Annotated in this window: 22 protein-coding genes; 5 read left to right on the forward strand and 17 right to left on the reverse strand. The window is 54.7% G+C overall.

The features are described 5' to 3' along the window. Positions 1–85 precede the first annotated feature (85 nt). Both glmS and glmU read right to left on the reverse strand, forming a co-directional pair. The gene (glmS, locus tag ABIC80_RS16205; protein WP_429177804.1) at positions 86–1,915 is read right to left on the reverse strand and encodes a glutamine--fructose-6-phosphate transaminase (isomerizing); all 1,830 of its coding nucleotides are present in this window, start codon (positions 1,913–1,915) and stop codon (positions 86–88) included. Between the two features lie 243 nt (positions 1,916–2,158). Further along, positions 2,159–3,529 carry a bifunctional UDP-N-acetylglucosamine diphosphorylase/glucosamine-1-phosphate N-acetyltransferase GlmU gene (glmU, locus tag ABIC80_RS16210; RefSeq protein ID WP_305207171.1) on the reverse strand — a complete coding sequence of 457 codons (1,371 nt, stop codon included), beginning with the start codon at positions 3,527–3,529 and terminating at the stop codon, positions 2,159–2,161. A 343-nt stretch (positions 3,530–3,872) separates the two neighbouring features. Between glmU and ABIC80_RS16215 the strand changes: the two genes are divergently transcribed. Then, positions 3,873–5,978 (forward strand): right-handed parallel beta-helix repeat-containing protein, encoded by a 2,106-nt coding sequence (locus tag ABIC80_RS16215; RefSeq protein ID WP_429177806.1) that lies wholly within the window; start codon positions 3,873–3,875, stop codon positions 5,976–5,978. A gap of 334 nt (positions 5,979–6,312) precedes the next feature. On the opposite strand, the gene ABIC80_RS16220 is transcribed toward ABIC80_RS16215, so the two are convergent. The 13 genes from ABIC80_RS16220 to asnC form a co-directional block, all read right to left on the reverse strand. Beyond that, the gene (locus ABIC80_RS16220; RefSeq protein WP_042714842.1) at positions 6,313–6,732 is read right to left on the reverse strand and encodes a F0F1 ATP synthase subunit epsilon; all 420 of its coding nucleotides are present in this window, start codon (positions 6,730–6,732) and stop codon (positions 6,313–6,315) included. Between the two features lie 20 nt (positions 6,733–6,752). Then, a complete protein-coding gene (atpD, locus tag ABIC80_RS16225) occupies positions 6,753–8,135 on the reverse strand; it encodes a F0F1 ATP synthase subunit beta (RefSeq protein WP_042714841.1) in 1,383 nt (460 codons plus the stop codon). Between the two features lie 26 nt (positions 8,136–8,161). Continuing rightward, entirely contained in the window at positions 8,162–9,025 is an 864-nt protein-coding gene (gene atpG / locus ABIC80_RS16230) for a F0F1 ATP synthase subunit gamma (protein WP_042714839.1), read from the reverse strand. A 50-nt stretch (positions 9,026–9,075) separates the two neighbouring features. Then, positions 9,076–10,617 carry a F0F1 ATP synthase subunit alpha gene (gene atpA / locus ABIC80_RS16235; protein WP_042714836.1) on the reverse strand — a complete coding sequence of 514 codons (1,542 nt, stop codon included), beginning with the start codon at positions 10,615–10,617 and terminating at the stop codon, positions 9,076–9,078. 12 nt (positions 10,618–10,629) lie between these two features. Continuing rightward, positions 10,630–11,163 carry a F0F1 ATP synthase subunit delta gene (gene atpH / locus ABIC80_RS16240; RefSeq protein WP_042714834.1) on the reverse strand — a complete coding sequence of 178 codons (534 nt, stop codon included), beginning with the start codon at positions 11,161–11,163 and terminating at the stop codon, positions 10,630–10,632. 13 nt (positions 11,164–11,176) lie between these two features. Beyond that, positions 11,177–11,647, reverse strand: a complete 471-nt coding sequence (atpF, locus tag ABIC80_RS16245) for a F0F1 ATP synthase subunit B (protein WP_042714832.1) — start codon at positions 11,645–11,647, stop codon at positions 11,177–11,179. Between the two features lie 58 nt (positions 11,648–11,705). Continuing rightward, the gene (gene atpE, locus ABIC80_RS16250) at positions 11,706–11,945 is read right to left on the reverse strand and encodes a F0F1 ATP synthase subunit C (RefSeq protein WP_007369368.1); all 240 of its coding nucleotides are present in this window, start codon (positions 11,943–11,945) and stop codon (positions 11,706–11,708) included. 48 nt (positions 11,946–11,993) lie between these two features. After that, entirely contained in the window at positions 11,994–12,812 is an 819-nt protein-coding gene (gene atpB, locus ABIC80_RS16255) for a F0F1 ATP synthase subunit A (protein WP_242388953.1), read from the reverse strand. Between the two features lie 8 nt (positions 12,813–12,820). Continuing rightward, positions 12,821–13,201 carry a F0F1 ATP synthase subunit I gene (gene atpI / locus ABIC80_RS16260; protein ID WP_054803523.1) on the reverse strand — a complete coding sequence of 127 codons (381 nt, stop codon included), beginning with the start codon at positions 13,199–13,201 and terminating at the stop codon, positions 12,821–12,823. A gap of 618 nt (positions 13,202–13,819) precedes the next feature. Then, the gene (gene rsmG / locus ABIC80_RS16265; protein ID WP_042717098.1) at positions 13,820–14,443 is read right to left on the reverse strand and encodes a 16S rRNA (guanine(527)-N(7))-methyltransferase RsmG; all 624 of its coding nucleotides are present in this window, start codon (positions 14,441–14,443) and stop codon (positions 13,820–13,822) included. Positions 14,444–14,538: 95 nt separating this feature from the next. After that, the gene (gene mnmG, locus ABIC80_RS16270) at positions 14,539–16,428 is read right to left on the reverse strand and encodes a tRNA uridine-5-carboxymethylaminomethyl(34) synthesis enzyme MnmG (protein WP_076769279.1); all 1,890 of its coding nucleotides are present in this window, start codon (positions 16,426–16,428) and stop codon (positions 14,539–14,541) included. 372 nt (positions 16,429–16,800) lie between these two features. Further along, on the reverse strand, positions 16,801–17,250 hold the full coding sequence (gene mioC / locus ABIC80_RS16275) for an FMN-binding protein MioC (protein WP_429177808.1): 450 nt from the start codon (positions 17,248–17,250) through the stop codon (positions 16,801–16,803). Between the two features lie 117 nt (positions 17,251–17,367). After that, a complete protein-coding gene (gene asnC, locus ABIC80_RS16280) occupies positions 17,368–17,826 on the reverse strand; it encodes a transcriptional regulator AsnC (RefSeq protein ID WP_039054911.1) in 459 nt (152 codons plus the stop codon). Between the two features lie 151 nt (positions 17,827–17,977). Between asnC and asnA the strand changes: the two genes are divergently transcribed. Then, positions 17,978–18,970, forward strand: a complete 993-nt coding sequence (asnA, locus tag ABIC80_RS16285; protein ID WP_054803522.1) for an aspartate--ammonia ligase — start codon at positions 17,978–17,980, stop codon at positions 18,968–18,970. Here the strand turns inward: asnA and viaA are convergent. Both viaA and ravA read right to left on the reverse strand, forming a co-directional pair. Next, positions 18,967–20,418, reverse strand: coding sequence for an ATPase RavA stimulator ViaA (viaA, locus tag ABIC80_RS16290; RefSeq protein ID WP_429177810.1), 1,452 nt, complete (start codon positions 20,416–20,418; stop codon positions 18,967–18,969). The two genes, asnA and viaA, sit on opposite strands and share 4 nt — an antisense overlap. Next, positions 20,415–21,908, reverse strand: a complete 1,494-nt coding sequence (ravA, locus tag ABIC80_RS16295) for an ATPase RavA (RefSeq protein ID WP_429177812.1) — start codon at positions 21,906–21,908, stop codon at positions 20,415–20,417. Before ravA ends, viaA begins: the two co-directional genes overlap by 4 nt. 223 nt (positions 21,909–22,131) lie before the next feature. Here ravA and kup point away from each other — a divergent pair, with 223 nt between their 5' ends. The 3 genes from kup to rbsA all read left to right on the forward strand — a co-directional run bounded on the left by kup (position 22,132) and on the right by rbsA (position 26,136). Continuing rightward, entirely contained in the window at positions 22,132–24,000 is a 1,869-nt protein-coding gene (kup, locus tag ABIC80_RS16300; protein WP_076769276.1) for a low affinity potassium transporter Kup, read from the forward strand. Positions 24,001–24,203: 203 nt separating this feature from the next. Then, positions 24,204–24,623, forward strand: a complete 420-nt coding sequence (gene rbsD, locus ABIC80_RS16305) for a D-ribose pyranase (protein WP_042711919.1) — start codon at positions 24,204–24,206, stop codon at positions 24,621–24,623. Positions 24,624–24,630: 7 nt separating this feature from the next. Continuing rightward, positions 24,631–26,136, forward strand: a complete 1,506-nt coding sequence (rbsA, locus tag ABIC80_RS16310; RefSeq protein ID WP_429177814.1) for a ribose ABC transporter ATP-binding protein RbsA — start codon at positions 24,631–24,633, stop codon at positions 26,134–26,136. Positions 26,137–26,139 lie beyond the last annotated feature (3 nt).

The raw sequence follows: 26,139 nt of genomic DNA on the forward strand, positions 1-26,139 counted from the left end.
TATGCTTTTTTAAGGAGCATATCCGGACTTATTTACACTACGGTTAACGTCACCCTCCCGATGGGCAGATGACGTTAGTTTAGGATTATTCCACCGTTACCGATTTTGCCAGGTTGCGCGGCTGGTCAACGTCGGTGCCTTTAATCAGCGCGACGTGATAGGCCAGCAGTTGCAGCGGCACGGTGTAGAAGATCGGTGCAATCGTCTCTTCTACGTGCGGCATATCAATGATGTGCATGTTGTCGCTGCTGGTGAAACCGGCATCCTGATCGGCGAAGACATACAGCACGCCACCGCGGGCGCGCACTTCTTCGATGTTGGATTTCAGTTTTTCCAGCAGTTCGTTGTTCGGTGCAACCACGATAACCGGCATATCGGCGTCAATCAGCGCCAGCGGGCCATGTTTCAGCTCGCCTGCGGCGTAGGCTTCGGCGTGAATATAGGAGATCTCTTTCAGCTTCAGCGCGCCTTCCAGCGCGATCGGGTACTGATCGCCGCGGCCGAGGAACAGCGCGTGATGCTTGTCAGAGAAATCCTCTGCCAGCGCTTCAATGCGTTTATCCTGCGACAGCATCTGCTCGATACGGTTTGGCAGCGCCTGCAGACCGTGCACGATGTCATACTCAATCGACGCATCCTGACCTTTCAGGCGGCTCAGTTTCGCCACCAGCATCAGCAGCACCGTTAACTGGGTGGTGAAGGCTTTGGTTGAGGCAACACCGATTTCGGTACCGGCGTTGGTCATCATCGCCAGATCCGATTCACGCACCAGCGAGGAGCCCGGTACGTTACAGATTGCCAGCGACCCCAGGTAACCCAGCTCTTTCGACAGACGCAGCGCCGCCAGCGTATCGGCCGTTTCACCGGACTGCGAAAGGGTGATCATCAGGCTATTGCGACGCACGGCGGATTTGCGGTAGCGGAACTCTGACGCAATCTCCACATCGCACGGCACACCGGCCAGCGATTCAAACCAGTAGCGTGACACCATACCGGAGTTGTAAGAGGTACCGCAGGCGACGATCTGGATATGTTCGACTTTCGACAGCATCTCATTCGCGTTCGGTCCCAGCTCGCTGAGATCGACTTCGCCATGGCTGATGCGGCCAGTCAGGGTATTTTTGATGGCGTTCGGCTGCTCGTAGATCTCTTTCTGCATGTAGTGGCGATAGATACCTTTATCGCCCGCGTCGTACTGCAGACTCGATTCGATGTCCGGGCGTTTGGTTTCCACGCCAGATTTATCAAATATCGTCACGCTACGGCGGGTCACTTCCGCAATATCACCCTCTTCGAGGAAGATAAAGCGACGGGTCACCGGCAGCAGTGCCAGCTGGTCAGAAGCGATAAAGTTTTCGCCCATGCCGAGACCGATAACCAGCGGGCTTCCGGAGCGCGCGGCCAGCAGAGTCTCAGGATGACGGGTATCCATAATCACCGTGCCGTAGGCACCGCGTAACTGCGGGATAGTGCGCAGTACCGCTTCACGCAGCGTACCGCCCTGTTCCAGCTCCCAGTGCACCAGGTGAGCAATCACTTCGGTGTCGGTTTCGGAGACAAACACATACCCGCGCGCTTTCAGCTCTTCGCGCAGCGGTTCATGGTTTTCGATAATGCCGTTATGTACGACAACGATATGTTCAGAAACGTGCGGATGCGCGTTTCCTTCCGACGGTTCGCCATGGGTTGCCCAACGGGTGTGCGCGATACCGGTTCCGCCGTGCAGCGGATGATCTTCCGCCGCCTGCGACAGCATCTGCACTTTACCGAGGCGACGCAGCCGGGTCATATGACCCTTTTCGTCGACGACTGCCAGACCGGCAGAGTCATAGCCACGGTATTCGAGGCGACGTAAGCCTTCGAGAAGAATTTCTGCAACATCACGCTGCGCGACTGCGCCTACAATTCCACACATAGTTTTTGATTCCGATTTTGGCATTATGCCTTTTGTTGTCGGTCAACCTGTTTACACGTCGCGATCGGGCCACCGTTTTGCGGCGCCGCGAATCATTCCGTGTACGTGTCCGCTTTGCGAACGCCCCGAGCCTTGTAGAGAGTGGGGTTATTGTTATAGGTACTGCCTGGCGGGCGGAGGATTATCTTCCTCTCATCCCTGAATCTGTGCCGGATAGCGCTGAGCATATCCGGTCTTATTGCTTTACTTCTTCTTCACCGGGCGTTGCCAGCCCTGCTTGTGCACCTGCGGCACACGGCTTAATACCAGCTCGTTTTCGGCGATATCGCGGGTAACGGTGGTACCAGCGGCGATGGTCGCGCCTTTGGCAACCGTGACCGGTGCCACCAGCTGCGTATCGGAGCCGACAAACACATCATCGCCAATGATGGTTTTGAATTTATTAGCACCGTCGTAGTTGCAGGTAATCACCCCTGCGCCGACGTTAACGTTATCGCCAATCTCCGCGTCGCCGAGGTAAGTCAGGTGACCCGCTTTTGAACCTTTGCCGAGACGCGCTTTTTTCATCTCAACGAAGTTACCCACGTGCGCGCCAGCCAGCAGCTCTGCGCCCGGACGTAAACGGGCAAACGGGCCGATGGTGCAATCCGCGTCCAGACGGGCATCTTCCACCACGCTGTAGGGGCTGATCTCGCAATCATCGCCAATCACGCAGTTCTTCAGGATCACGCCTGCGCCAATTTTTACGCGATTACCCAGCGTAACGTTGCCTTCAATGATGACGTTGGTGTCGATCTCAATATCGCGGCCATGAGAGAGCGTGCCGCGCAGATCGAAACGCGACGGATCGCGCAACATCACGCCTGCCAGCAGCAGCTTCTCTGCCTGTTCAGCCTGGTACGCACGCTCGAGACGCGAAAGTTGCAGGCGGTTATTCACCCCTTCCACTTCGCTTAAGCGCTGCGGATGAACGGCGGCAATTTCACGCCCTTCGTGGTAAGCCAGGCTGATAATGTCAGTGATGTAGTATTCACCCTGCGCATTATTATTGGTCAGCTTAGCGAGCCAGCGCTTCAGGTCTGCGCCGTTGGCGATCAGAATGCCGGTGTTGATCTCATTAATCTGCCGCTGGGCTTCAGTGGCATCCTTCTGCTCAACGATGCCGGTGACCACGCCGTTTTCACGGGTAATGCGGCCATAACCGGTCGGATCGTCGAGTTTAACGGTAAGCAGCCCAATGCCGCCCTGCGGTTTGGCTTCACGCAGGCGCTCAAGGGTCTCGACGGAGATCAGCGGCACATCGCCGTAGAGCATTAAAATATCTTCATCGTCAGCAAAGAAGGGCGCCGCCTGCTGCATGGCGTGACCGGTGCCGAGCTGTTCCGCTTGCAGCACCCAGTTAAGTTTGTCGTCTACGAGGCGCTGTTTAAGCAGTTCGCCACCGTGGCCGTATACGAGATGAACATGATCCGCACCCAATTTCGTAGCAGCATCAATGACATGCTGCACCATCGCTTTACCTGCAAGAGTATGCAGCACTTTGGGAAGATCGGAGTACATGCGTGTGCCTTTGCCAGCCGCAAGGATCACCACGCTCATTTTTGAGTTCAACATATTCGTCCTGACTATTATTTGGGAAAGAAGTTAACCTCTTTCATATTGAAAATACTACATATTTTGTAGCATGAAATGGAGTGCTGGTGAAACGTGCAACATTCCACGCCAGGCGCCCGCTAACGCGCTTTTTATCGGCAGAGTAAAGCAGTTTACGACCAGAAAGTCGCTCCATTTTTCACTGCTGCTCATTTATACAATGAGTTAGCCGTTATTTTTCATCCTGAATAAAGATCGCACAAAACAAAACGACGTTTTATTAAGCAAAGAGTGTGAGCCGTAAAAAAGAAACACCGTTTCATATTGATGATAATAAACGGCAATTATCCATCAGGAGAATAAAATGAATTATAAAATACCTCTGGCCCTCGCGATATGCAGTTCTCTTGTCTGCGCCCCAACCTTCGCTGAACCCACGGCAGAGTGGAGAGCCATTGCTTTCGGTCAGTCGACCGATCTCAATTTCTCATCGAACGTGCTTGCCAGAAAGATTGGCGTCAATGATGTGACAATTGCGGGTAAGAAGCTCACACCCGAAACGATCGCCGATCTGTCAAAGCCCATCACCCTTGAGAGCCGCGGCGGCAAAATTGCCAACTCCCATGATGGCCTCACCTTCTTCTATACAACGCTGCCGGTCAGCAAAAACTTTACGCTGCAAGCGACCGTCACCGTCGATCAGTTTGGCCCGGAAAATGGCGCAAAGCCTGCGGCACAAGAGGGTGCGGGCTTGCTGGTGCGCGATGTGATCGGCCCCGCGCGCCAGCAGCCGCTGCAAGAGGGGTATGAAGAGTTTCCTGCCGCTTCCAATATGGTGATGAACGCCATTATGACGCAGGATAAAAAGGATAATTTCCGCGTCAAAATGCAGGCTATCAGCCGGGAGGGCATCACGCAGCCGTGGGGCAACGCCGGCGCAGCGATTGTCAAAACCAGCTATCGGGAAGAGGTCGATCTGCGCAAGACCCCGACTTTTCGGCTTAAGCTTGAGCGTACGGATAACGGCTTTATCACTAGCTGGGCACCCGCCGGGAGCGAGCAATGGGTAAGCCAGCAGATCCCACGCGCCGATCTCATTGCGGTACAGGACAAAGCATTTTATTACGTCGGCTTCTTCGCCTCGCGTAACGCGAAAATCACCGTTACCGATGCTTCGTTAACCACCTCAGAAGCCCACACGGTTGCTTCTGCGCCCTGGCAGCCACCCGCGTTACCGGTGGTGGTGCAAATCGCCTCGCCTGCACAAAGCGGCAGTGAGAAATACCAGCTCCAGGCGCGGGCCAACTACGATGGCAGCTTCAGCGTGCGGGAGAATGAAGTGGTGATTGGTAATGAGAAACCGATAAAAGCGGGCGAGATGTACACCCTGCCGACGCGGCTGAAACAAAACACCACTTTTGCGCTCACCTTCACCCCAAAAGCGGGAGGTGAAGCCGTGGTTCAACAGGTCAAGGTTGAGAAGGTCGACCCGGTGGCACTGACGCTGCATGTTGCGCCGCAGGGTACGGCAGAGGGCGCCGGCACCGCCGCCGCACCGCTGGATATCGCCACGGCAATCCGCTTGCTGCCGCCGGGCGGCAAAATCGTGTTGCAGGCTGGTGATTACCCCTATACCGAAATCCCGCTGACGGCGAGCGGTCTGCTCAAACAGCGCAAAACGCTGGAAGCAGAAGGCAAAGTGGTGATCCATGGCCTGCTGCTTGATGCCAGCTACTGGCGTATCAAAGGGATTGAGGTAACGGACAAGAGCCTGCGCATCCAGGGCAGCCATAACCTGATTGAAAAGGTCGTTGCCTGGCGTAACGACGACACCGGCATTCAGATCTCCTCCCCGGAGAAGATTGGCCGCGCGCTGTGGGCCAGCGATAACCGGGTGGTCGATTCAGAGTCCTGGGGCAATGAAGATGCGGGCAAGATTAACGCCGACGGCTTCGCGGTAAAAATGCGCGTAGGGGAGGGGAACCGGCTGATCCGCTGCTACGCCCATGACAATATCGATGACGGTTTTGACCTGTTTAACAAGATTGAAGATGGTGCCAATGGGGTAGTGGTGATCGAGAATTCAATTGCCCGCAACAATACCAGTAACGGCTTTAAGCTTGGCGGAGAAGGGCAGCCGGTGGCGCATCAGATCCGTAACAGTAAAGCGGTGGGTAACCATCTGGATGGGTTTACCGATAACTTCAATCCCGGCAGGCTGCTGGTGGAGAACAACATTGCGGCTGATAACCAGCGCTTCAATTTTATCTTCCGACCCAGCCCGTATGGCGACGCTTCAACGCAGGGCGTGTTTCGCGGCAACAAATCGGTGCGCAGCGCGCCGGGTCGCTATGACGATGCGGTGATCGGGAATATTGATAACAGTAACTACTTTATCAGGCAGGGAAAAAGCGTGAACAGCGAAGGGAAGGCGCTGGAGAGCGCGGCGGTGGAGGCTGCGCTGAAGTGATAGCCCGATGGCGCTCGCTTCTCCAGGCGGAGTCAGCGCAGCGCCACACGGCATCACAGCAATCAGTGATTGAACGTGCCGAAAGAGACGTTCATGTTGCTGAACATAGCGATGATTTTGTTGATCAGTTTCATGATGGCTTCCTTTTTTGAATTTGGTTATGTGATGTACATCACAGAAAAGGAGTCTACGCCTCGCTGTTAAATCGATCAACATTTTTGTGACATTTATCACAAAATATTAAAACACCTTTTTAGTTTCATTTTTCCTGAAACGCAGCCATAAAAAAAGCCAGCCTGGAGACCAGACTGGCTTTTTAACGTTCAAGCCGGTGTTACATCGCTTTCTTCGTCAACTCGATAACACGCAGTTTCGCGATAGCTTTCGCCAGCTCTGCAGACGCCTGAGCGTAATCCACGTCACCGTGAGAGCCTTTGATGTGCTCCTCTGCTTTACGCTTCGCTTCCAGAGCTCGCGCTTCGTCGAGATCCTGGCCACGAATTGCTGTATCAGCCAGAACGGTCACGCTGCCAGGCTGCACTTCGAGAATGCCGCCGGACAGGTAGATAAACTCTTCATGACCGAACTGTTTAACGATGCGGATCATACCAGGCTTAATGGCGGTGAGCAGCGGGGCGTGACCCGGGAAAACACCCAGTTCACCTTCACTACCCGTTACCTGGATTTTCTCGACCAGACCAGAGAACATCTGTTGCTCTGCGCTGACGACATCCAGGTGGTAAGTCATTGCCATATCACCCTCCGATTAAGGCGTTAAAGTTTTTTGGCTTTTTCCACGGCTTCGTCGATGGAACCGACCATGTAGAACGCCTGCTCCGGCAGGTGATCGTATTCGCCTTCCATGATGCCTTTAAAGCCACGGATGGTGTCTTTCAGGGAGACGTATTTACCCGGAGAACCGGTGAATACTTCCGCAACGAAGAACGGCTGGGAGAGGAAGCGCTGGATCTTACGAGCGCGAGCAACCACCAGTTTGTCTTCTTCAGACAGCTCATCCATACCGAGGATGGCGATGATGTCTTTCAGTTCCTGATAACGCTGCAGCAGAGACTGTACGCCACGCGCGGTGTCGTAGTGCTCCTGGCCAACTACCAGCGGATCCAGCTGACGGCTGGTGGAATCCAGCGGGTCAACGGCCGGGTAGATACCCAGAGAAGCGATCTGACGGCTCAGTACCACGGTTGCGTCAAGGTGCGCAAAGGTGGTTGCCGGAGACGGGTCAGTCAAGTCATCCGCCGGTACGTATACCGCCTGAACGGAGGTGATAGAACCGGTTTTGGTAGAGGTGATACGTTCCTGCAGAACACCCATCTCTTCCGCCAGCGTCGGCTGGTAACCTACCGCTGAAGGCATACGGCCCAGCAGTGCGGATACTTCAGTACCGGCGAGGGTATAACGGTAGATGTTGTCGACGAACAGCAGAACGTCACGACCTTCGTCACGGAACTTCTCAGCCATGGTCAGGCCGGTCAGTGCAACGCGCAGACGGTTTCCCGGCGGCTCGTTCATCTGGCCGTACACCAGGGATACTTTATCCAGTACGTTGGAGTCGGTCATTTCGTGGTAGAAGTCGTTACCCTCACGAGTACGCTCACCCACGCCCGCAAACACAGAGTAACCGGAGTGCTCGATCGCGATGTTACGGATCAGCTCCATCATGTTTACGGTTTTACCTACGCCCGCACCACCGAACAGACCGACTTTACCGCCCTTGGCGAACGGACACATCAGGTCGATTACTTTGATGCCGGTTTCCAGCAGTTCCTGAGAGCTGGAGAGCTCTTCATAGGACGGCGCAGAACGGTGGATAGCCCAACGATCTTCTTCACCGATGTCGCCTTTCATGTCGATCGGCTGACCGAGCACGTTCATGATACGACCCAGTGTTGCTTTACCTACCGGGACTTCGATCGGGTGCTGGAGGTCTGTTACTTGCAGACCACGACGCAGACCGTCGGAAGAACCCATGGCGATGGTACGTACGATACCGCCGCCGAGCTGCTGCTGAACTTCCAGCACCAGCGTCTCGTTACCATTCTGAACCTCAAGAGCATCGTACACGCGCGGTACGGCATCCTGAGGGAATTCGACGTCAACCACGGCGCCGATTACCTGGACAATTTTTCCAGTAGCCATCATGAATCCTCTACGAATTAACCTGGTTATACCGCGGATGCACCACCGACGATCTCGGTGAGTTCCTGAGTAATGCTGGCCTGACGAGCTTTGTTGTATACCAACTGCAGCTCTTTAATCAGGCTGCCGCCATTGTCGGTCGCGGCTTTCATCGCCACCATACGTGCGGCCTGCTCGCTGGCCAGGTTTTCAACAACACCCTGATAAACCTGAGATTCAACATAACGGCGCAGGAGCGTATCCAGCAGCGCTTTTGGATCGGGTTCATACAGGTAATCCCAGGATTTATGCTTCAACTCTTCATCTTCTGCAGCCGGTAACGGCAGCAGCTGAGTGATGGTCGGAACCTGAGACATGGTGTTGATAAATTTATTGCTAACAATATAAAGCTTATCCAGACGACCTTCGTCGTAAGCCTGCAGCATGACTTTCACCGGGCCGATCAGTTCAGACAGGGACGGGTTATCACCCATACCGGTCACCTGAGCTACCACGTTGGCACCAACGGAATTGAAGAAAGAGACGCCTTTAGAGCCGATCATCGCGAGTTCGCTCTGAACGCCTTTATCGGACCATGCTTTCATATCCGCCAGCACTTTTTTGAACAGGTTAATGTTCAAGCCACCGCACAGACCACGGTCGGTCGACACTACCAGGTAGCCCACGCGTTTTACATCGCGCTCTTCCAGGTAGGGGTGCTTATATTCCAGATTACCGTTCGCAAGGTGACCAATCACTTTGCGCATGGTATCTGCATAAGGACGGCTGGACGCCATGCGATCCTGCGATTTACGCATTTTGGAAGCGGCGACCATCTCCATCGCTTTAGTGATCTTTTGCGTGTTCTGGACGCTTGCGATCTTACTACGTATCTCTTTTGCGCCGGCCATGAGCTTCTCCTCAATGCCTTACGGCCTGCCCTAAGACAGGCCGCCAGACGTTACCAGGACTGGGTTGCTTTGAAGGAATCGAGGATGCCTTTCAGCTTGCCTTCGATTTCGTCGTTATAGCCACCGGACTGGTTGATCTCTTGCATCAGCGGAGCGTGTTCACGGTCAACGTACGCCAGCAGAGCGGCTTCGAAGCTACCGATTTTCGCCAGTTCCACATCTTCGAGGTAACCGCGTTCAGCCGCGAACAGCACCAGGCCCTGTTGTGCAACAGACATAGGGGCATACTGTTTCTGTTTCAGCAGCTCGGTCACTTTCTGACCGTGGCTCAGCTGTTTACGGGTTGCTTCGTCCAGATCGGATGCGAACTGAGAGAACGCCGCCAGCTCACGATACTGTGCCAGCGCGGTACGGATACCACCGGACAGTTTCTTGATGATCTTGGTCTGCGCTGCGCCACCCACACGGGATACGGAGATACCCGGGTTAACCGCCGGACGAATACCGGAGTTAAACAGGTTGGTTTCCAGGAAGATCTGACCATCGGTAATGGAGATTACGTTGGTCGGAACAAACGCGGAAACGTCACCTGCCTGCGTTTCGATAATCGGCAGGGCAGTCAGGGAGCCGGTTTTACCTTTCACTTCACCTTTGGTGAAGTTCTCTACGTATTCCGCGTTTACGCGGGATGCGCGCTCCAGCAGACGGGAGTGGAGGTAAAATACGTCGCCCGGGAACGCTTCACGTCCTGGCGGACGACGGAGCAGCAGGGAAACCTGACGGTAAGCAACGGCCTGTTTAGACAGGTCATCGTATACGATCAGCGCATCTTCACCGCGGTCACGGAAGTATTCGCCCATTGCGCAACCGGCATACGGTGCCAGGTATTGCAGTGCAGCGGATTCAGAGGCAGTTGCCACAACAACGATGGTGTTGGACAGTGCGCCGTGCTCTTCCAGTTTACGAACCACGTTAGCAATGGTGGACGCTTTCTGGCCGATGGCCACGTACACACATTTGATGCCGGAGTCGCGCTGGTTGATGATGGCATCGATAGCCATCGCCGTTTTACCGGTCTGACGGTCGCCGATGATCAGCTCACGCTGACCACGACCGATTGGGATCATGGCGTCGACGGATTTGTAACCGGTCTGAACCGGCTGGTCGACGGACTGACGATCGATAACGCCTGGTGCGATAACTTCGATTGGCGAGAAGCCATCGTTATCAACCGGACCTTTACCGTCGATTGGCGCACCCAGGGTGTTCACCACACGACCCAGCAGGCCACGGCCAACCGGAACTTCAAGAATACGGCCAGTACATTTGACCTTCATGCCTTCGGCGAGGTCAGCGTACGGACCCATCACAACTGCACCTACGGAGTCGCGCTCCAGGTTCAGTGCGATAGCGTAACGGTTACCCGGCAGAGAAATCATCTCGCCCTGCATACAGTCGGCCAGGCCGTGGATGCGGATAACACCGTCGCTTACAGAAACAATAGTACCTTCGTTGTGAGCTTCACTCACAACACTGAACTGAGCAATGCGCTGCTTGATCAGTTCGCTGATTTCGGTGGAATTCAGTTGCATGCTCCAGTCCCCTTAAGACTGCAAGACGTCTGCAAGGCGCTCAAGACGGCCGCGTACGCTGCCATCAATGACCATATCACCCGCTCGGATGATTACGCCTGCCATTACAGACTTATCGATATTGCAATTCAGCTTCACTTTACGTGACAGACGTTTTTCCATCGCTGTGCTGATTTTCGCAAGCTGTTCTTCACTCAGTGCGGAGGCGGAAGTCACTTCGACTTCGGCGATAGCCTCGCTGGCCGCGCGCAATTGAATGAACTGCTCAAGAACATCAGGGAGCACCTTAAGACGACCATTTTCGGCCATCACACGAATCAGGTTTTGGCCTTTTTCGTCCAGTTGCTCACCACATACGGCGATAAACGAGTCGGCGAGCGTTTCCGGTGCAATCGCACCGGAGAGCAGCTCGGCCATTTGTTCGTTTTTCGTCACCTCGGCGGCGAACGCCAGCATATCCTGCCAGCGGTCAACGCTTTGGGTTTCGACGGCAAAGTCAAAAGCTGCTTTGGCGTAGGGGCGAGCTACCGTTACAAATTCAGACATCAGCCCCTCCTCCTTACAGTTCAGCGACCAGTTTATTCACGATGTCGCTGTTAGCAGCTTCATCCACGGAACGCTCGATGATCTTCTCGGCGCCAGCAACAGCCAGCAGAGCCACTTGTTTACGCAGCTCTTCGCGAGCGCGTTTACGTTCGGCGTCAATTTCCGCCTGCGCCTGCGCCACGATTTTGTTACGTTCCTGCTCGGCTTCAGCTTTCGCTTCGTCCAGGATCTGAGCACGGCGTTTGTTCGCCTGTTCAATGATAACCTGAGCTTCAGCTTTCGCTTTTTTCAGCTGGTCGGTCGCATTGGCCTGTGCAAGATCCAGGTCCTTTTTGGCCCGTTCTGCGGAAGCGAGACCGTCAGCAATCTCTTTCTGACGTTTTTCGATGGCAGCAATCAACGGCGGCCATACATACTTCATGCAGAACAGAACGAACAGGACAAACGCGATGGCCTGGCCGAGGATTGTTGCGTTTAGATTCACAGCACAATGCCTCTTATCTGGTTAACGTTCTAAACAATTGCTTGAAAAGCAACCCTTACTACGCGACAGCAAACATCACGTACAGACCCAGACCCACAGCGATCATCGGGATTGCATCCACCAGACCCATAACGATAAAGAACTGAGTACGCAGCAGAGGAATCAGATCCGGCTGACGCGCAGCGCCTTCCAGGAATTTACCCCCGAGGATGCCGATACCGATCGCAGCACCGATCGCCGCCAGACCCATCATCACAGCGGCAGCCAAGTACAGCAGATCCATATTCAGGTTTTCCATGACAGTCTCCAGTTTGTTTCAGTTAAAACGTAGTAGTGTTGTTAAAAATCAGTGCTCTTCAGACGCCATCGACAGATAGACGATCGTCAGAACCATGAAGATAAAGGCTTGCAGCGTAATGATCAGGATGTGGAAAATGGCCCATGGCACATTCAGAATCCACTGTGACCACCACGGCAGAAGACCCGCGATCAGAATGAAAATCAACTCACCCGCGTACATGTTACCGAACAGTCGCAGACCGAGAGAGACCGGTTTGGACAGCAGGCTCACGCCCTCAAGGATAAGGTTTACCGGAATAAATACCGGATGGTTGAACGGCTGGAGAGTCAGCTCTTTAGCGAAACCGCCAATACCCTTCATTTTGATGCTGTAGAACAGAATCAGGATAAACACGCCCAGTGCCATCGAGAGCGTGATGTTAACGTCAGCAGACGGCACCACACGCAGCGCAGGCAGACCGAACACATGCTCACCGATATACGGCAGCAGGTCGATAGGCAGCAAATCCATCAGGTTCATCAGGAATACCCAGACGAAAATCGTCAGGGCCAGTGGCGCGATAAGCTTGCTTTTGCCGTGGTACATGTCTTTGACGCTACCATTAACAAAACCAATCACCAGCTCGATCGCCGTCTGGAATTTCCCCGGTACGCCGCTGGTCGCTTTCTTCGCTACGCTACGGAACATCACCAGGAACAACAGACCCAGGACCACCGAGAAAAACATGGAGTCGATATTGAGCGTCCAGAACGTGGCCGGGGGGTTATGCGGATCCACCAGCGAGAAGGTACGCAAGTCAATCTGAAGGTTATTCAGATGGTGACTGATGTACTCCTGCGGTGTTGAATTTTCTCCTGCAGACATGATGCCTCTTACCCTTTGTTGTTAATTACAGCAGGTGCCAGTATCTGAACCACTAGCACCGAAACCCACGTGACTATCAGCGGCAAAAAAACCGCCTTCAAAACTGCCAGCGCCACCACCAGTAACACGAATGTCAGTAACACCTTGAGCGCCTCACCGAGGGCGAAGGTCCAGGCCACACGGCCTTTAGAAGGTGTATTCGCCTGATGACGCCAGGCAAAAATCATAAACAACATATTCGGCAATAAGACTGCCATACCTCCGCTCACGGCGGAAATGCCCCAGAAGGGGTCTTTGAGGCTAAACAGCAATCCACTTGCCATTACTGCCAGAAACTGAATAAGCAGAAGCCTTCGAGCAACGTTTCGGCTAAAGAGCGACACAGACATATTCTTTCTTAACTCCTGCTCCCTTTGAGGTATGTCGCGTGTCGTATAAAACGTTCTTTACGGCCCGGAGTCAAGCATCAAAAAGCGGTCAAATTATACGGTGCGGCCTCGTGATTTCAAACAATAAGTAGCGAAAAGGTGAATAAATGTTTAAATATTTTTCCCGAGGTCTATTTTTAAACTTTTGCACAAACGATGAACCTTCGAGCAAAAGTGCAAATAACGCGAAAAACCCGGCGATAAAGCGTGCACCAGGTCACAAATTAAACATATATGCCGCCATCGATTTAAAAGCCCGCAGATTTTAATGCTTTTCATCTTTATGAAAATAAAGACGATTTATCACAACTCTTTTTAAAACACTCGCCTCTACAACAAAAACCTTTGTTTGACATTTTTAATAATTATTTTACAAGTCGCTCTAGTTTTGCAGGCCGATTTTTAGCGGACTGATATTTTCATTGTTGATTATTCTGATGCTGAATGAAAAAAAGCGACGTTAAATGTCAGATAAATCCTGGTTAAATTTAAGTTAAATGTAACCGGAAGTATCACTCTTTTTCGCCGCCTTTTTTAACATTCATGCAACAGCATCAATGCAACATTTTTTGATAAAAATTAAACTTTGTTTGCTTTAACGATCACCAGATGGCGCTCGCCTTCGAGGTGCGGAACTTTTAATTCAACAATCGACTCCACGGCTAAGCCCGCAGGTAACAGCGCAATCTCATCTTCCGGCAGTTGCCCTTTCAGGGCATAAAAGCGACCCGCATCGCCCGGAAGGTGATGGCACCAGCTCACCATATCGTTCAGTGAAGCAAAAGCGCGGCTGATTACACCGTCAAAAGGCGGCTCAGCGGGGAAATCCTCGACGCGGCTCTGCACCGGCTCGATATTGGTCAGCTTCAGTTCATGCTGCACCTGGCGCAGGAAGCGAACGCGCTTGCCGAGGCTATCGAGCAGGGTGAAGTGGGATTCTGGACGCACGATGGAGAGCGGAATTCCCGGCAGGCCGGGGCCGGTGCCGACATCGATAAAACGCGTTCCCTGCAGATGCGGCGCGACGACGATGCTGTCGAGGATATGGCGCACCAGCATCTCGTTCGGGTCGCGAACCGAGGTGAGGTTGTAGGCTTTGTTCCACTTGTGCAGCATTTCAACGTACGCCACCAGCTGCTGTTGTTGCTGATCGGACAGCGAAATGCCGGCTTCGGCCAGCAGACGAGAGAGTTTATTGAGCACAACGAATACCTGTTGAGAGACGACATGGCGAATAGCGCGATGCTTATCCGCCTTTTAGCGTTATCAGGCCCGGCGTGCGGGCCTGAGTGATACGGTTATGCGCTGCGGCGCAGCATCCCTTGCTTCTTCAGCCACACCAGCAGAATGGAGATTGCCGCTGGCGTAATACCTGAGATCCGCGAGGCCTGGCCGATGGAAGAGGGTTTGTGATCGTTAAGCTTCGCGATCACCTCGTTCGACAGGCCGTTTACCTGGCGGTAATCAAGGGTCGCCGGCAGGATCGTATTCTCATTGCGCTGCTGCTTTTCGATCTCATCCTGCTGACGGGCGATGTAGCCTTCGTACTTCACCTGGATTTCAACCTGTTCCGCAGCCTGCTTATCTTCTAAGCCCGGTGCGAACGGCGTCAGCTGTACCAGCTGCTCGTAGGTCATCTCCGGGCGACGCAGCAGATCTTCGCCGCTGGCTTCGCGCGACAACGGCGCGGTCAGCTGTGCGTTAACGATCGGCGCATGTTCAGAAGCCGGTGACACCCACTGGGATTTCAGGCGCTGGCGTTCGCGCTCAATGCTTTCCAGTTTCTCGTTGAAGCGCGCCCAGCGCTCATCATCCACCAGACCCAGCTCGCGACCCGCTTCGGTCAGACGCAGATCGGCGTTATCTTCGCGCAGCATCAGGCGATACTCCGCGCGGGAGGTAAACATGCGGTAGGGCTCTTTGGTGCCCAACGTGCAGAGATCGTCCACCAGTACGCCCAGGTAAGCCTGATCGCGACGCGGTGCCCAGCCCTCTTTATCCGCCGAGTAGCGCCCGGCGTTCAGACCTGCCAGCAGCCCCTGCGCGGCAGCTTCTTCGTAACCGGTGGTGCCGTTGATCTGGCCAGCGAAGAAGAGGCCGTTGATATATTTGCTCTCGAGCGTCGGTTTCAGATCGCGCGGGTCGAAGAAGTCATACTCAATGGCGTAGCCCGGACGAACAATCTTCGCGTTTTCCATCCCCTGCATTGAGCGGACGATTTGCATCTGCACATCGAACGGCAGGCTGGTAGAGATGCCGTTCGGGTAAATTTCGTTGGAGGTAAGCCCTTCCGGCTCAAGGAAGATCTGATGCTGGTTGCGATCGGCAAAGCGCATCACTTTATCTTCGATCGACGGGCAGTAGCGCGGGCCGATCCCTTCGATCACGCCGGCATACATCGGGCTGCGATCGAGGTTATTGCGGATCACCTCATGGGTCTTTTCGTTGGTGTGCGTGATATAGCACGGCACCTGACGCGGATGCTGAGCGGCATTGCCCATAAACGAGAAGACCGGCATCGGATCGTCGCCGTGCTGCTGTGCCAGCACGCTGAAATCGATGGTGCGCGCATCAATTCGCGGCGGCGTACCGGTTTTCAGACGGCTGACGCGCAGCGGCAGTTCACGCAGACGGCGGGAGAGCGGGATCGACGGCGGATCGCCTGCACGGCCACCGCTGTAGTTATCCAGCCCGATATGGATCTTGCCATCCAGGAAGGTGCCGACGGTCAGTACCACCGCTTTCGCGCGGAACTTCAGCCCCATCTGGGTAACGGCACCAACCACGTGATCGTTTTCGACGATCAGATCCTCAACCGCCTGCTGGAAGATCATCAGGTTCGGCTGGTTCTCCAGCGCAGTGCGTACCGCCTGGCGATAGAGCACGCGATCCGCCTGAGCACGAGTCGCCCGAACGGCAGGGCCTTTGCTTGCGTTTAGTATCCTAAACTGGATCCCGGCATGATCGATCGCTTTCGCCATCAGCCCGCCCAGAGCATCCACTTCTTTAACCAGGTGTCCTTTCCCAATACCGCCGATCGCCGGGTTGCAGCTCATCTGTCCCAGGGTGTCGATATTGTGTGTCAAAAGCAGAGTCTGCTGACCCATACGCGCTGCGGCCATTGCGGCCTCAGTGCCTGCATGACCCCCGCCAATGATGATGACGTCAAAAGGATCCGGATAAAACATGGTGGTATGCCTCGCCTGAGCGGTTAGAAAGTGAATTTGTGGCCGGGCCGTGGATTCTACTCAACTTTAGTCCAGTGAGAAAGACTCCGGATCCCGGCTATTAAAAAGAAGATCTTTATATAGAGAGATCTGTTCTATTGTGATCTCTTATTAGGATCGCGATGTCTTGTGGATAAGCCGGATCATCGCTTTAAGATCAGTTCATTAGGAAGGATCATTAACTGTGAATGATCGGTGATCCTGCAACGTATAAGCTGGGATCAAAAGGGCTAGTTATGCACAGGGCGGATCGGTGAGCAGAGTTATTCATTGGATAACTACCGGTTAATAAGCGCTTTTAAGCCTAGTTATCCACTGCTGATCGCACGATCTTTACACAATATTGAGCAATTTAATCCAGGATCCCAGCCACTCTTCGGCCGGATCCTCCGGAATATCGTGATCGAGGATGTTGATCTTCAGCGTTTCACCGATCTGTTTGGCACCCTTTTTCTTCAGCCCGGCTTCCATTTTTTCGATCGCCTGGCAGAAGGTGTCATATTCATGGCTGCCGATACCGATCGCGCCAAAGCGAATCTGCGACAGATCCGGGTTCAGTTCATCAAGCTCTTCATACATTGGCAGCAGGTTGTCCGGGATATCGCCCGCGCCGTGGGTGGAAGTGACCACCAGCCAGAGCCCCTGCTGCGGCAAATCCTCTAATAACGGCCCATGGAACGTAAAGGTATTGAACCCCGCTTCCTCCAGCTTTTCAGCCAGATGTTCTGCCACGTATTCCGCACCGCCAAGGGTGCTGCCGCTAATAAGAGTAATGTCTGCCATGAATCCGCTCCGTTTTAGTCGCCCTGCGACGACAAAGTGGGGCGTATTGTACGCTGTGAATGAGCTGGGATCTACCTGTGGACAATGCGGGTATTGATCGTGGATGAAAACGCCCGGTTACGGGCGGATCGTGCGCATGATGGGGTTTTGCAACGAGATCAATGTCTCGGTGGACTGGATTTCATCAATGGTCTGGATCTTGTTGATAAGTACCTGTTGCAGTGCGTCGATCGAGCGGCACATCACTTTAATAAAGATGCTGTAGTGCCCGGTGGTGTAGTAGGCTTCCGTCACCTCTTCCAGACTCTCCAGTTTGGCCAGCGCTGAGGGGTAATCTTTGGCGCTCTTCAAAATGATGCCGATAAAGCAGCAGACATCGTAACCGAGTTGCTTCGGGCTGACGTCGATGCGCGCGCCGGTGATAATGCCCGCCTGCTTCATCTTCTCTACCCGCACATGAATGGTGCCTGGGCTTACGCCGAACTGCTTCGCCAGTTCAGCATACGCCGTACGGGCATTGGCCATTAACGCTTCGAGGATGCCGCGATCCAGATTGTCGATCTGATAATTTTCCATACGTTTTTCTTATGTAGATTAATGATTCATTCTATTTTAACCGGCTATTTTATCGATTCAAAAGCCTGTTGGCCTTTTTAATTGTGGATTATTGAACTGACGCCTGTTTCTGTTGCTTAATTGCAAGCCTACGCAGACAGGAGTTAAAAAAATGAAAACCGCCTACATCGCAAAACAACGCCAGATTGCCTTCGTGAAATCCTTCTTCTCTCGCCAGCTGGAAGAGAAACTGGGCCTGATTGAAGTGCAGGCACCGATCCTCAGCCGGGTAGGGGATGGCACACAGGATAACCTGTCGGGTTGCGAGAAAGCGGTACAGGTCAATGTGAAGACGCTGCCGGATGCCCGCTTTGAGGTGGTGCACTCGCTGGCAAAGTGGAAACGTCAGACGCTGGGGCAACACGATTTCAGCGCGGGTGAGGGGCTTTACACCCATATGAAAGCCCTGCGCCCCGATGAAGATCGCCTCTCTCCCATTCACTCCGTGTATGTGGATCAGTGGGACTGGGAGCGCGTATTGGGTGACGGTCAGCGCCAGCTGGCGACCCTGAAATCGACCGTTGAAGCGATCTGGTCCGGGATCAAAGCGACTGAAGCAGCAGTTAGCGAAGCGTTTGGTCTGGCACCGTTCCTGCCAGAGCAGATCCACTTCGTGCACAGCGAAACGCTGCTCAGCCGCTTCCCGCACTTAGATGCGAAAGGGCGCGAAAAAGCGATCGCTAAAGAGCTGGGCGCCGTCTTTTTGATGGGGATTGGCGGCAAGCTTAGCGATGGCAAGCGTCACGATGTTCGCGCGCCGGATTATGATGACTGGAGCACGCCAGCCGAAGCCGGTTTCAGCGGCCTCAACGGCGATATCCTGGTGTGGAACCCGGTGCTGGAGGATGCACTGGAGCTTTCATCGATGGGAATCCGCGTTGACGCCGAAGCGCTGAAGCGCCAGCTGAAACTGACCGGCGATGAAGAGAGGCTGCAACTCGACTGGCACCAGGCGCTGCTGCGTGGTGAGATGCCGCAAACCATCGGCGGCGGCATTGGTCAGTCGCGCCTCACCATGCTGCTGTTACAACTCTCGCACATCGGCCAGGTGCAGTGCGGCGTATGGCCCGCCGCCGTGCGCGACGAAGTTGCCGGCCTGCTTTAACGCCGCCAGCGGCGCAGCAAGCGGCTGCGCATCCCGGTATCAAAGCGCCAGATATGGTCAAAGATGCGCATGATGCCGGGTTTACCGTGGGCTGACATCGCCACCGCGTGAAAGCGGTGCTGATGCAGCTGTTGCAACTCCTTTACCTTACCGATCACCTCGTCCGGCAGTCGCTGGGCGATAAAATCAGAGATCACCACCGCGTCGGCGTCATACCATTCACCGCCCTGCATCCGCTCAATCACCGCACGAAAGCAGCTCGCCAGATCTGTGCCGCCGCGAAAGCGCTGGCTCAGAAAGCGGATCGCCTGCTCCAGCCCGCTATCGCAGGTCAGTTCATAACGCACCACTTCGCTGGAGAAGAGCATAATAAAGCAGCGCCGTTTGTCCGCCAGCGCCACGCGCATCAACGCCAGGCAGAAGGCTTTTGCGCACTGTTCGTTGAACCCGCCCATGGAACCGGAGGTGTCGACGCAGACAATAAATGGCCCGCGCGGCTGCTCATCAAAATCCTGATGAATCACCGGACGCTCAGTGATCTTTTCGTGCCAGGCATCGCCGTGAAGCCGGTAGGTCAGCAACTGCTTCTCCACCAGCCGCCGATAAAACTCATACTCCAGCTCGGTGATGCCGAGGGTCGCCAGTTCAGGCGGCAGCAGGCGCAGGATATCGTCGCTTTGATGCAGGCCATCGACCTGCTCCGGCACCGTTGACGGCTCGCGCACCATGCTGCGGAAGGTCTCCATCGGAGCATCTTTGCGCGGCACCGAACGCGCTTCCCGCGAACGGCCCAGCTGCTCTGCCAGTTGCTGGAGTTCGGGCTGCTCTTTGAGGAAATCACCATATTTGACGATCAGCTGGTAATCACCGCGTTTAAGCTGCCCGGCGCTCATATCCCATAACCTGCCGGCCGCGTTCTCATTTTCAATCAACACCGGTTCAAGCTGGCCGCTGAGGGTCATGCGCGCCTGCACTTCACTCAGCAGTTGTTCGCGCTCCTCCTCCAGCAGTTGCTGGTTAAAGGCGGTAGTTTGCACCACCAGGCTCAGACGCCAGCGCTGAAGAAAGAGCGTATGCAGTGCCGGGGTGAAAGCGGGGTTATCGCTGACCATCTGGCGAGCCTGCGCCGCGAACGGGGATTGCACCTTATCGAGCAGGGCCAGCGTTTGCGGCAGCTGAACGGTAAACTGCGAGCTGGAGAGCAGCTGGCTCTGCTGAAAGGCGAGCACCTCTTCCGCCAGCGTTTTGGGTACTTCCGCCTCTTTAAGGTGCTTTTTTAGCGCTTCGCGCCAGCGCGGCAGATCTTCCGTAATGGCATGCTTGAGCTTGGGAAACTTTTCAAAAAAGATCGCCAGCTGCGGCGAGGCGAGTAAGAGGATAATAAGATCCTCTATCAACGCCTCTTCGCTGATGGTCAGCATCACATTGAGCGTATCGAGTGGGATCATTGACGCGCCTGTTGGATCTGCGCTCTGACATCCTGCAGGCTGGCTTCAATGCGACCCAACCAGTCGCTGGAGATAAACAGGCACTTCTGCTGTTCGCTAAAGCGGGTGTGCTGCTGGTGCCAGGTGGTGTCCAGCGCCTCCAGCTGCTGCCTGATCTCATCCGGCACGTTCTCTGACGCTGTGCCCGGCAGCGCCAGGCGCGAACTCTGCAAACTGACATCGCGCACCAGCAGATGCTGGCTGGCATCCACTTCCATATTAAGCGGCTGAGCAAAGCCAATCCCGTTAAGCTTGCCGCGGATCTCTCCCCCTTTCGCCAGCCACTGCTCCAGCGCGCTGCGCTCAAGGGTAATGTGGATAACGTTAAGATCGTGCAGTTTCAGCGGTTGCTGTAGCAGAAGCGTCAGCACCGGCTCGGTCAGATCCGCAGGAAGTTCGTAATGGGGACGACGGCTGAACATGCCGCCCTGACGTTCCACTCTGAGGGCGGTTTTATCGCTTTGCTGTTGCTGAAGTTGCAGGTGTCGCTGGGCTATCGCACTCAGCTGCGTCACCATCGCCTGCTGCTGCCAGGCGTGTCCGGTCATCAAAACGTCAAGCTGCTGTTGCAGCAGGCGCAGGCTTTCCGCGTCGTGCCACAGGCAATCTTTCAGCAGGATCAGGTCGATGGGCGCCACCGCGTCGCGGCCGCTGAACAGGGCGCTGGCCTGCAGCAGGCGAATCGCTTTTTTCCAGCGTCGGTCGGAAACATAAGGCGCGTTCGGCAGCGTATCCAGCTGCTGGCGCAGGGTGTAAATCAGCTCAAACACCGGTTCCGGCAGCGCCACCTGCGAAATGTCATGCTGCCAGCGAATGTACTCTTCATCGGTGATTTGCAGCTCTGTCGGTACCGGGTTTTCACTCTCACTCTGCTGGCTGATAAGCATTGAGCGGAAGTTGCTCTTCTCCTGCACTTTGTCGAGCCAGAGGCGAATCAGCATGCGGTCATAGAGCGCTTCGAGGCTGCTGTCCGCTTCCGGTAGTTCGTTAGAGGCCGCCACCAGCAAGCGCATCGGAATGTGATCTTCGCTGGCGCCGTTACGAAAACGGCGTTCGTTAATGGCGGTCAGCAGGGTGTTAAGGATCGCCGGGCCTGCTTTCCAGATTTCATCCAGAAAGACGATTTCCGCTTCCGGTAAATAGCCGCTTGTGAGACGCTCATAGCGACCTTCATCTTTCAGCGCCTGAATGGAAAGTGGGCCGAAAACCTCTTCCGGCGTGGAGAAACGGGTCATTAAATATTCAAAAGCGCGGGCATCTTTGAAGGCGAATTTCAGGCGGCGGGCAATCAGGCTTTTGGCGATGCCCGGTGGACCCAGCAGGAATACGCTTTCGCCGCTCAGGGCGGCGAGCAAACAGAGCCTGATCGCATGGCTGCGCTCAAAAAGGCCTTTCTCCAGCGCGCTGCTGAGGCGGGAAATTCTTTCTGCTAATAGATGTAAGTGAGCCATAATGAATCTGCGTCCTTTCGCCGTGGTTTCCGGCTTGTCAGAGCGATTATAAACGTTCCTGAAAGTGCCTGTAATAGACTGAAGAACGGCTTTGTTTTCATTGAGCCAGATTAATGTGGTTGCATTTAGGGGTACGATTCCGTCGATAATCGTGCATACTGTGCGCTTTTTGTGGGCCAAGGGACTAAGCACACATAATTGCATTCAATCAAAAGATTAGTCTATGAGCACTGATAAGAAACAATCGTTACCCGCGGTCACTCTCGCGGCAATTGGGGTTGTCTACGGTGATATTGGTACCAGCCCACTCTATACACTGCGTGAATGTTTATCTGGCCAGTTCGGCTTCGGCGTTGAGCGCGATGCCGTCTTTGGCTTCCTGTCGCTGATTTTCTGGCTACTGGTTTTTGTCGTCTCGATTAAGTACCTCACCTTCGTAATGCGGGCGGATAACGCCGGTGAAGGCGGGATCCTGACGCTGATGTCGCTGGCCGGGCGTAACACTTCCGCCAGGATGACCTCGGTGCTGGTGATTATGGGCCTGATCGGCGGCAGCTTCTTCTATGGCGAAGTGGTGATTACGCCCGCCATCTCGGTGATGTCGGCCATCGAAGGCCTTGAGATTGTCGCCCCCTCCCTCGACACGTGGATTGTGCCCCTTTCCATCGTCGTGCTGACGCTGCTGTTTGCGATTCAAAAACATGGCACCGGGCTGGTGGGTAAACTCTTTGCGCCGATTATGCTGGCGTGGTTTTTGATTCTGGCGGTGCTCGGCGTACGCAGCATTATTGCCAACCCGGAAGTGCTGCAGGCGCTTAACCCGATGTGGGCGGTTAACTTCTTCTTGCAGTACAAAGCCATTTCGTTTGTCGCTCTCGGTGCGGTAGTGCTCTCTATTACCGGCGTGGAAGCGCTCTACGCGGATATGGGCCACTTCGGTAAGCTGCCGATCCGCGTGGCGTGGTTTAGCGTGGTGCTGCCATCGCTGGTGCTGAACTACTTTGGCCAGGGCGCGCTGCTGCTGAAAACCCCCGAAGCGATTAAAAACCCCTTCTTCCTGTTAGCCCCTGAGTGGGCGCTGATCCCGATGCTGATTATCGCCACGCTGGCGACAGTGATTGCTTCGCAGGCGGTCATTTCCGGTGTCTTCTCCCTGACGCGCCAGGCGGTACGCCTTGGTTATCTGGCGCCGATGCGGATTATTCACACCTCGGAGATGGAGTCCGGGCAGATCTATATTCCGTTTATCAACTGGCTGCTTTACTTCGCGGTGGTGCTGGTGATTGTCAGCTTTGAACACTCCAGCAACCTGGCGGCGGCGTATGGTATTGCGGTGACCGGTACCATGGTGCTAACCACCATGCTCTTCACCACTGTGGCGCGCAAAAACTGGCACTGGAATAAGATTCTGGTCGGCATGCTGCTGCTCTTCTTCCTCTGCATCGATGTGCCGCTCTTCTCGGCGAACCTCGATAAGATTGTCTCCGGCGGCTGGCTGCCATTGAGCCTGGGTCTGGTGATGTTCCTGGTGATGACCACCTGGAAGAGCGAGCGGTTCCGCCTGCTGCGCCGGATGCATGAGCACGGCAACTCGCTGGAGGCGATGATCGCCTCGCTGGAGAAATCGCCGCCGGTTCGCGTGCCGGGAACAGCGGTCTATATGTCCCGCGCGCTGAATGTTATTCCTTTTGCGATGATGCATAACCTGAAGCACAACAAGGTGCTGCATGAACGTGTGATCCTGCTGACGCTGCGTACTGAAGACGCGCCGTATGTGCATAACGTTCGCCGTGTGCAGATTGAGCAGCTTTCACCCACTTTCTGGCGCGTAGTGGCAAGCTACGGCTGGCGCGAAACGCCGAATGTCGAAGAGGTGTTCCACCGCTGCGGGCTGGAAGGGCTGAGTTGCCGGATGATGGAGACCTCCTTCTTTATGTCCCACGAGTCGCTGATCCTCGGCAAACGTCCGTGGTACCTGCGCCTGCGCGGTAAGCTCTACCTGGTATTGCAGCGCAACGCCCTGCGCGCGCCGGACCAGTTTGAGATCCCACCTAACCGGGTTATCGAACTCGGTACGCAGGTTGAAATCTGACACCTTTCAAACCCCTCCCTAAGAGGGGTTTTTGCTCTCATTTGCTATAAATTTCCCTTAAGAGAGTCGCGCTGCTTTTTTCGCCACTCCGTTGAGCGAAACGTTTCGATTTCGATCACACTTCTTCAATCAGGCGATAGTTTTCAGAACATTCTTCGTACTACACTGCCGTCAGCGAAACGTTTCGCTCATGGAGCAAAAATATGAAAAAAGGTTGTGTTCTGAACGCTGATATTTCGTCTGTCATCTCTCGTCTTGGTCATACCGATACGCTGGTGGTGTGTGATGCCGGGTTGCCGGTGCCGCGCAGTGCGCAACGCATTGATATGGCGTTAACCCAGGGCGTGCCTTCCTTTATGCAGGTGCTGGAAGTGGTGACCGCAGAAATGCAGGTTGAGGCCGCAATCATCGCGTCGGAGATCAAGCAGTTGAATCCGCAGCTCCACGAAACGTTGCTCACTCACCTTGAGCAGCTGCAGCAACACCAGGGGAATACCATCGAAGTGCGGTACGTTACGCACGAACAATTCAAAAAAGAGACCGCAGGTAGTCAGGCGGTTATTCGCAGCGGGGAGTGTTCCCCGTTTGCGAATATCATTCTCTGTGCCGGCGTCACCTTCTGAGGCGATCATGGACGCATTACTGCAACTTAAAGGCATTGATAAATCCTTTCCCGGCGTCAAAGCACTCTCTGGCGCGGCGCTGAACGTCTATTCCGGCCGCGTGATGGCGCTGGTCGGCGAAAATGGCGCCGGAAAATCGACAATGATGAAAGTGCTGACCGGCATCTACAGCCGTGACGCCGGTTCGCTGCTCTGGCTGGGTAAAGAGACCACCTTCAGCGGGCCAAAATCCTCTCAGGAAGCGGGCATCGGCATTATTCACCAGGAGCTGAACCTGATTCCGCAGCTCACCATTGCTGAGAACATCTTTCTTGGCCGCGAGTTTGTTAACCGCTTCGGCAAAATCGACTGGAAAAAGATGTTCGCCGAAGCCAATACGCTGCTGGCCAAACTCAATCTGCGCTTTAAAAGCGATCGCACGGTAGGCGAGCTCTCCATCGGCGATCAGCAGATGGTCGAAATCGCCAAAGTGATGAGCTATGAGTCGCAGGTCATCATTATGGATGAGCCGACCGATGCGCTGACCGATACCGAAACCGAGTCGCTGTTTCGCGTGATCCGCGAACTGAAAGCGCAGGGGCGCGGCATCGTCTATATCTCCCACCGTATGAAAGAGATCTTTGAGATTTGCGATGACGTCACCGTGTTTCGCGACGGGCAGTTTATTGCCGAGCGCGAAGTGGCAACGCTAACGGAAGATACGCTGATTGAGATGATGGTTGGCCGCAAGCTGGAAGATCAATACCCGCGTCTGGACAAAGCGCCGGGCGAGGTGCGTTTAACGGTCGATAATCTCTGTGGGCCGGGGGTTGATAACGTCAGCTTTACGCTGCGCAAAGGCGAGATCCTCGGCGTGGCCGGGCTGATGGGCGCCGGGCGTACGGAGCTGATGAAAGTGCTGTATGGCGCACTGCCGCGTACCAGCGGATATGTCACCCTCGACGGTCATGAAGTGATCGCTAAAACGCCGCAGGATGGTCTGGCGAACGGCATTGTCTACATCTCCGAAGACCGCAAACGCGACGGGCTGGTGCTCGGCATGTCGGTAAAAGAGAACATGTCGTTGACCGCGCTGCGCTACTTCAGCCGCACGGGCGGCAACCTGAAGCATCAGGAAGAGCAGCAGGCGGTAAGTGATTTTATTCGTCTGTTCAATGTTAAAACGCCGTCGATGGAGCAGCCGATCGGTCTGCTCTCCGGCGGTAATCAACAAAAAGTGGCGATTGCGCGCGGTCTGATGACTCGCCCGAAAGTGCTGATCCTTGATGAGCCCACGCGCGGCGTGGACGTCGGGGCGAAGAAAGAGATTTACCAACTTATTAACCAGTTCAAGGCCGATGGCCTGAGCATCATTCTTGTTTCGTCGGAAATGCCGGAGGTGTTGGGTATGAGCGATCGGATCATGGTGATGCATGAAGGGCATCTCGGCGGGGAATTCACGCGCGAGCAGGCCACTCAGGAAGTGTTGATGGCTGCCGCTGTGGGCAAGCTTAATCGTGTGAATCAGGAGTAAGAG

The organism is Kosakonia sp. 1610, from assembly GCF_050435845.1.
Taxonomy (GTDB): Bacteria; Pseudomonadota; Gammaproteobacteria; order Enterobacterales; family Enterobacteriaceae; genus Kosakonia; species Kosakonia cowanii.

Excerpts from the sequence above, each read along its gene's own strand:
- asnC (WP_039054911.1), bottom strand. The coding sequence starts at position 17,826 with ATGGAAAATTATCAGATCGACAATCTGGATCGCGGCATCCTCGAAGCG.
- kup (WP_076769276.1), top strand. The coding sequence starts at position 22,132 with ATGAGCACTGATAAGAAACAATCGTTACCCGCGGTCACTCTCGCGGCA.
- ABIC80_RS16215 (WP_429177806.1), top strand. The coding sequence starts at position 3,873 with ATGAATTATAAAATACCTCTGGCCCTCGCGATATGCAGTTCTCTTGTC.
- ABIC80_RS16220 (WP_042714842.1), bottom strand. The coding sequence starts at position 6,732 with ATGGCAATGACTTACCACCTGGATGTCGTCAGCGCAGAGCAACAGATG.
- atpB (WP_242388953.1), bottom strand. The coding sequence starts at position 12,812 with ATGTCTGCAGGAGAAAATTCAACACCGCAGGAGTACATCAGTCACCAT.
- mioC (WP_429177808.1), bottom strand. The coding sequence starts at position 17,250 with ATGGCAGACATTACTCTTATTAGCGGCAGCACCCTTGGCGGTGCGGAA.
- glmU (WP_305207171.1), bottom strand. The coding sequence starts at position 3,529 with ATGTTGAACTCAAAAATGAGCGTGGTGATCCTTGCGGCTGGCAAAGGC.
- asnA (WP_054803522.1), top strand. The coding sequence starts at position 17,978 with ATGAAAACCGCCTACATCGCAAAACAACGCCAGATTGCCTTCGTGAAA.
- atpG (WP_042714839.1), bottom strand. The coding sequence starts at position 9,025 with ATGGCCGGCGCAAAAGAGATACGTAGTAAGATCGCAAGCGTCCAGAAC.
- atpI (WP_054803523.1), bottom strand. The coding sequence starts at position 13,201 with ATGTCTGTGTCGCTCTTTAGCCGAAACGTTGCTCGAAGGCTTCTGCTT.
- rbsA (WP_429177814.1), top strand. The coding sequence starts at position 24,631 with ATGGACGCATTACTGCAACTTAAAGGCATTGATAAATCCTTTCCCGGC.
- atpD (WP_042714841.1), bottom strand. The coding sequence starts at position 8,135 with ATGGCTACTGGAAAAATTGTCCAGGTAATCGGCGCCGTGGTTGACGTC.
- atpE (WP_007369368.1), bottom strand. The coding sequence starts at position 11,945 with ATGGAAAACCTGAATATGGATCTGCTGTACTTGGCTGCCGCTGTGATG.
- atpH (WP_042714834.1), bottom strand. The coding sequence starts at position 11,163 with ATGTCTGAATTTGTAACGGTAGCTCGCCCCTACGCCAAAGCAGCTTTT.
- ravA (WP_429177812.1), bottom strand. The coding sequence starts at position 21,908 with ATGGCTCACTTACATCTATTAGCAGAAAGAATTTCCCGCCTCAGCAGC.
- atpA (WP_042714836.1), bottom strand. The coding sequence starts at position 10,617 with ATGCAACTGAATTCCACCGAAATCAGCGAACTGATCAAGCAGCGCATT.
- viaA (WP_429177810.1), bottom strand. The coding sequence starts at position 20,418 with ATGATCCCACTCGATACGCTCAATGTGATGCTGACCATCAGCGAAGAG.
- glmS (WP_429177804.1), bottom strand. The coding sequence starts at position 1,915 with ATGTGTGGAATTGTAGGCGCAGTCGCGCAGCGTGATGTTGCAGAAATT.
- rbsD (WP_042711919.1), top strand. The coding sequence starts at position 24,204 with ATGAAAAAAGGTTGTGTTCTGAACGCTGATATTTCGTCTGTCATCTCT.
- mnmG (WP_076769279.1), bottom strand. The coding sequence starts at position 16,428 with ATGTTTTATCCGGATCCTTTTGACGTCATCATCATTGGCGGGGGTCAT.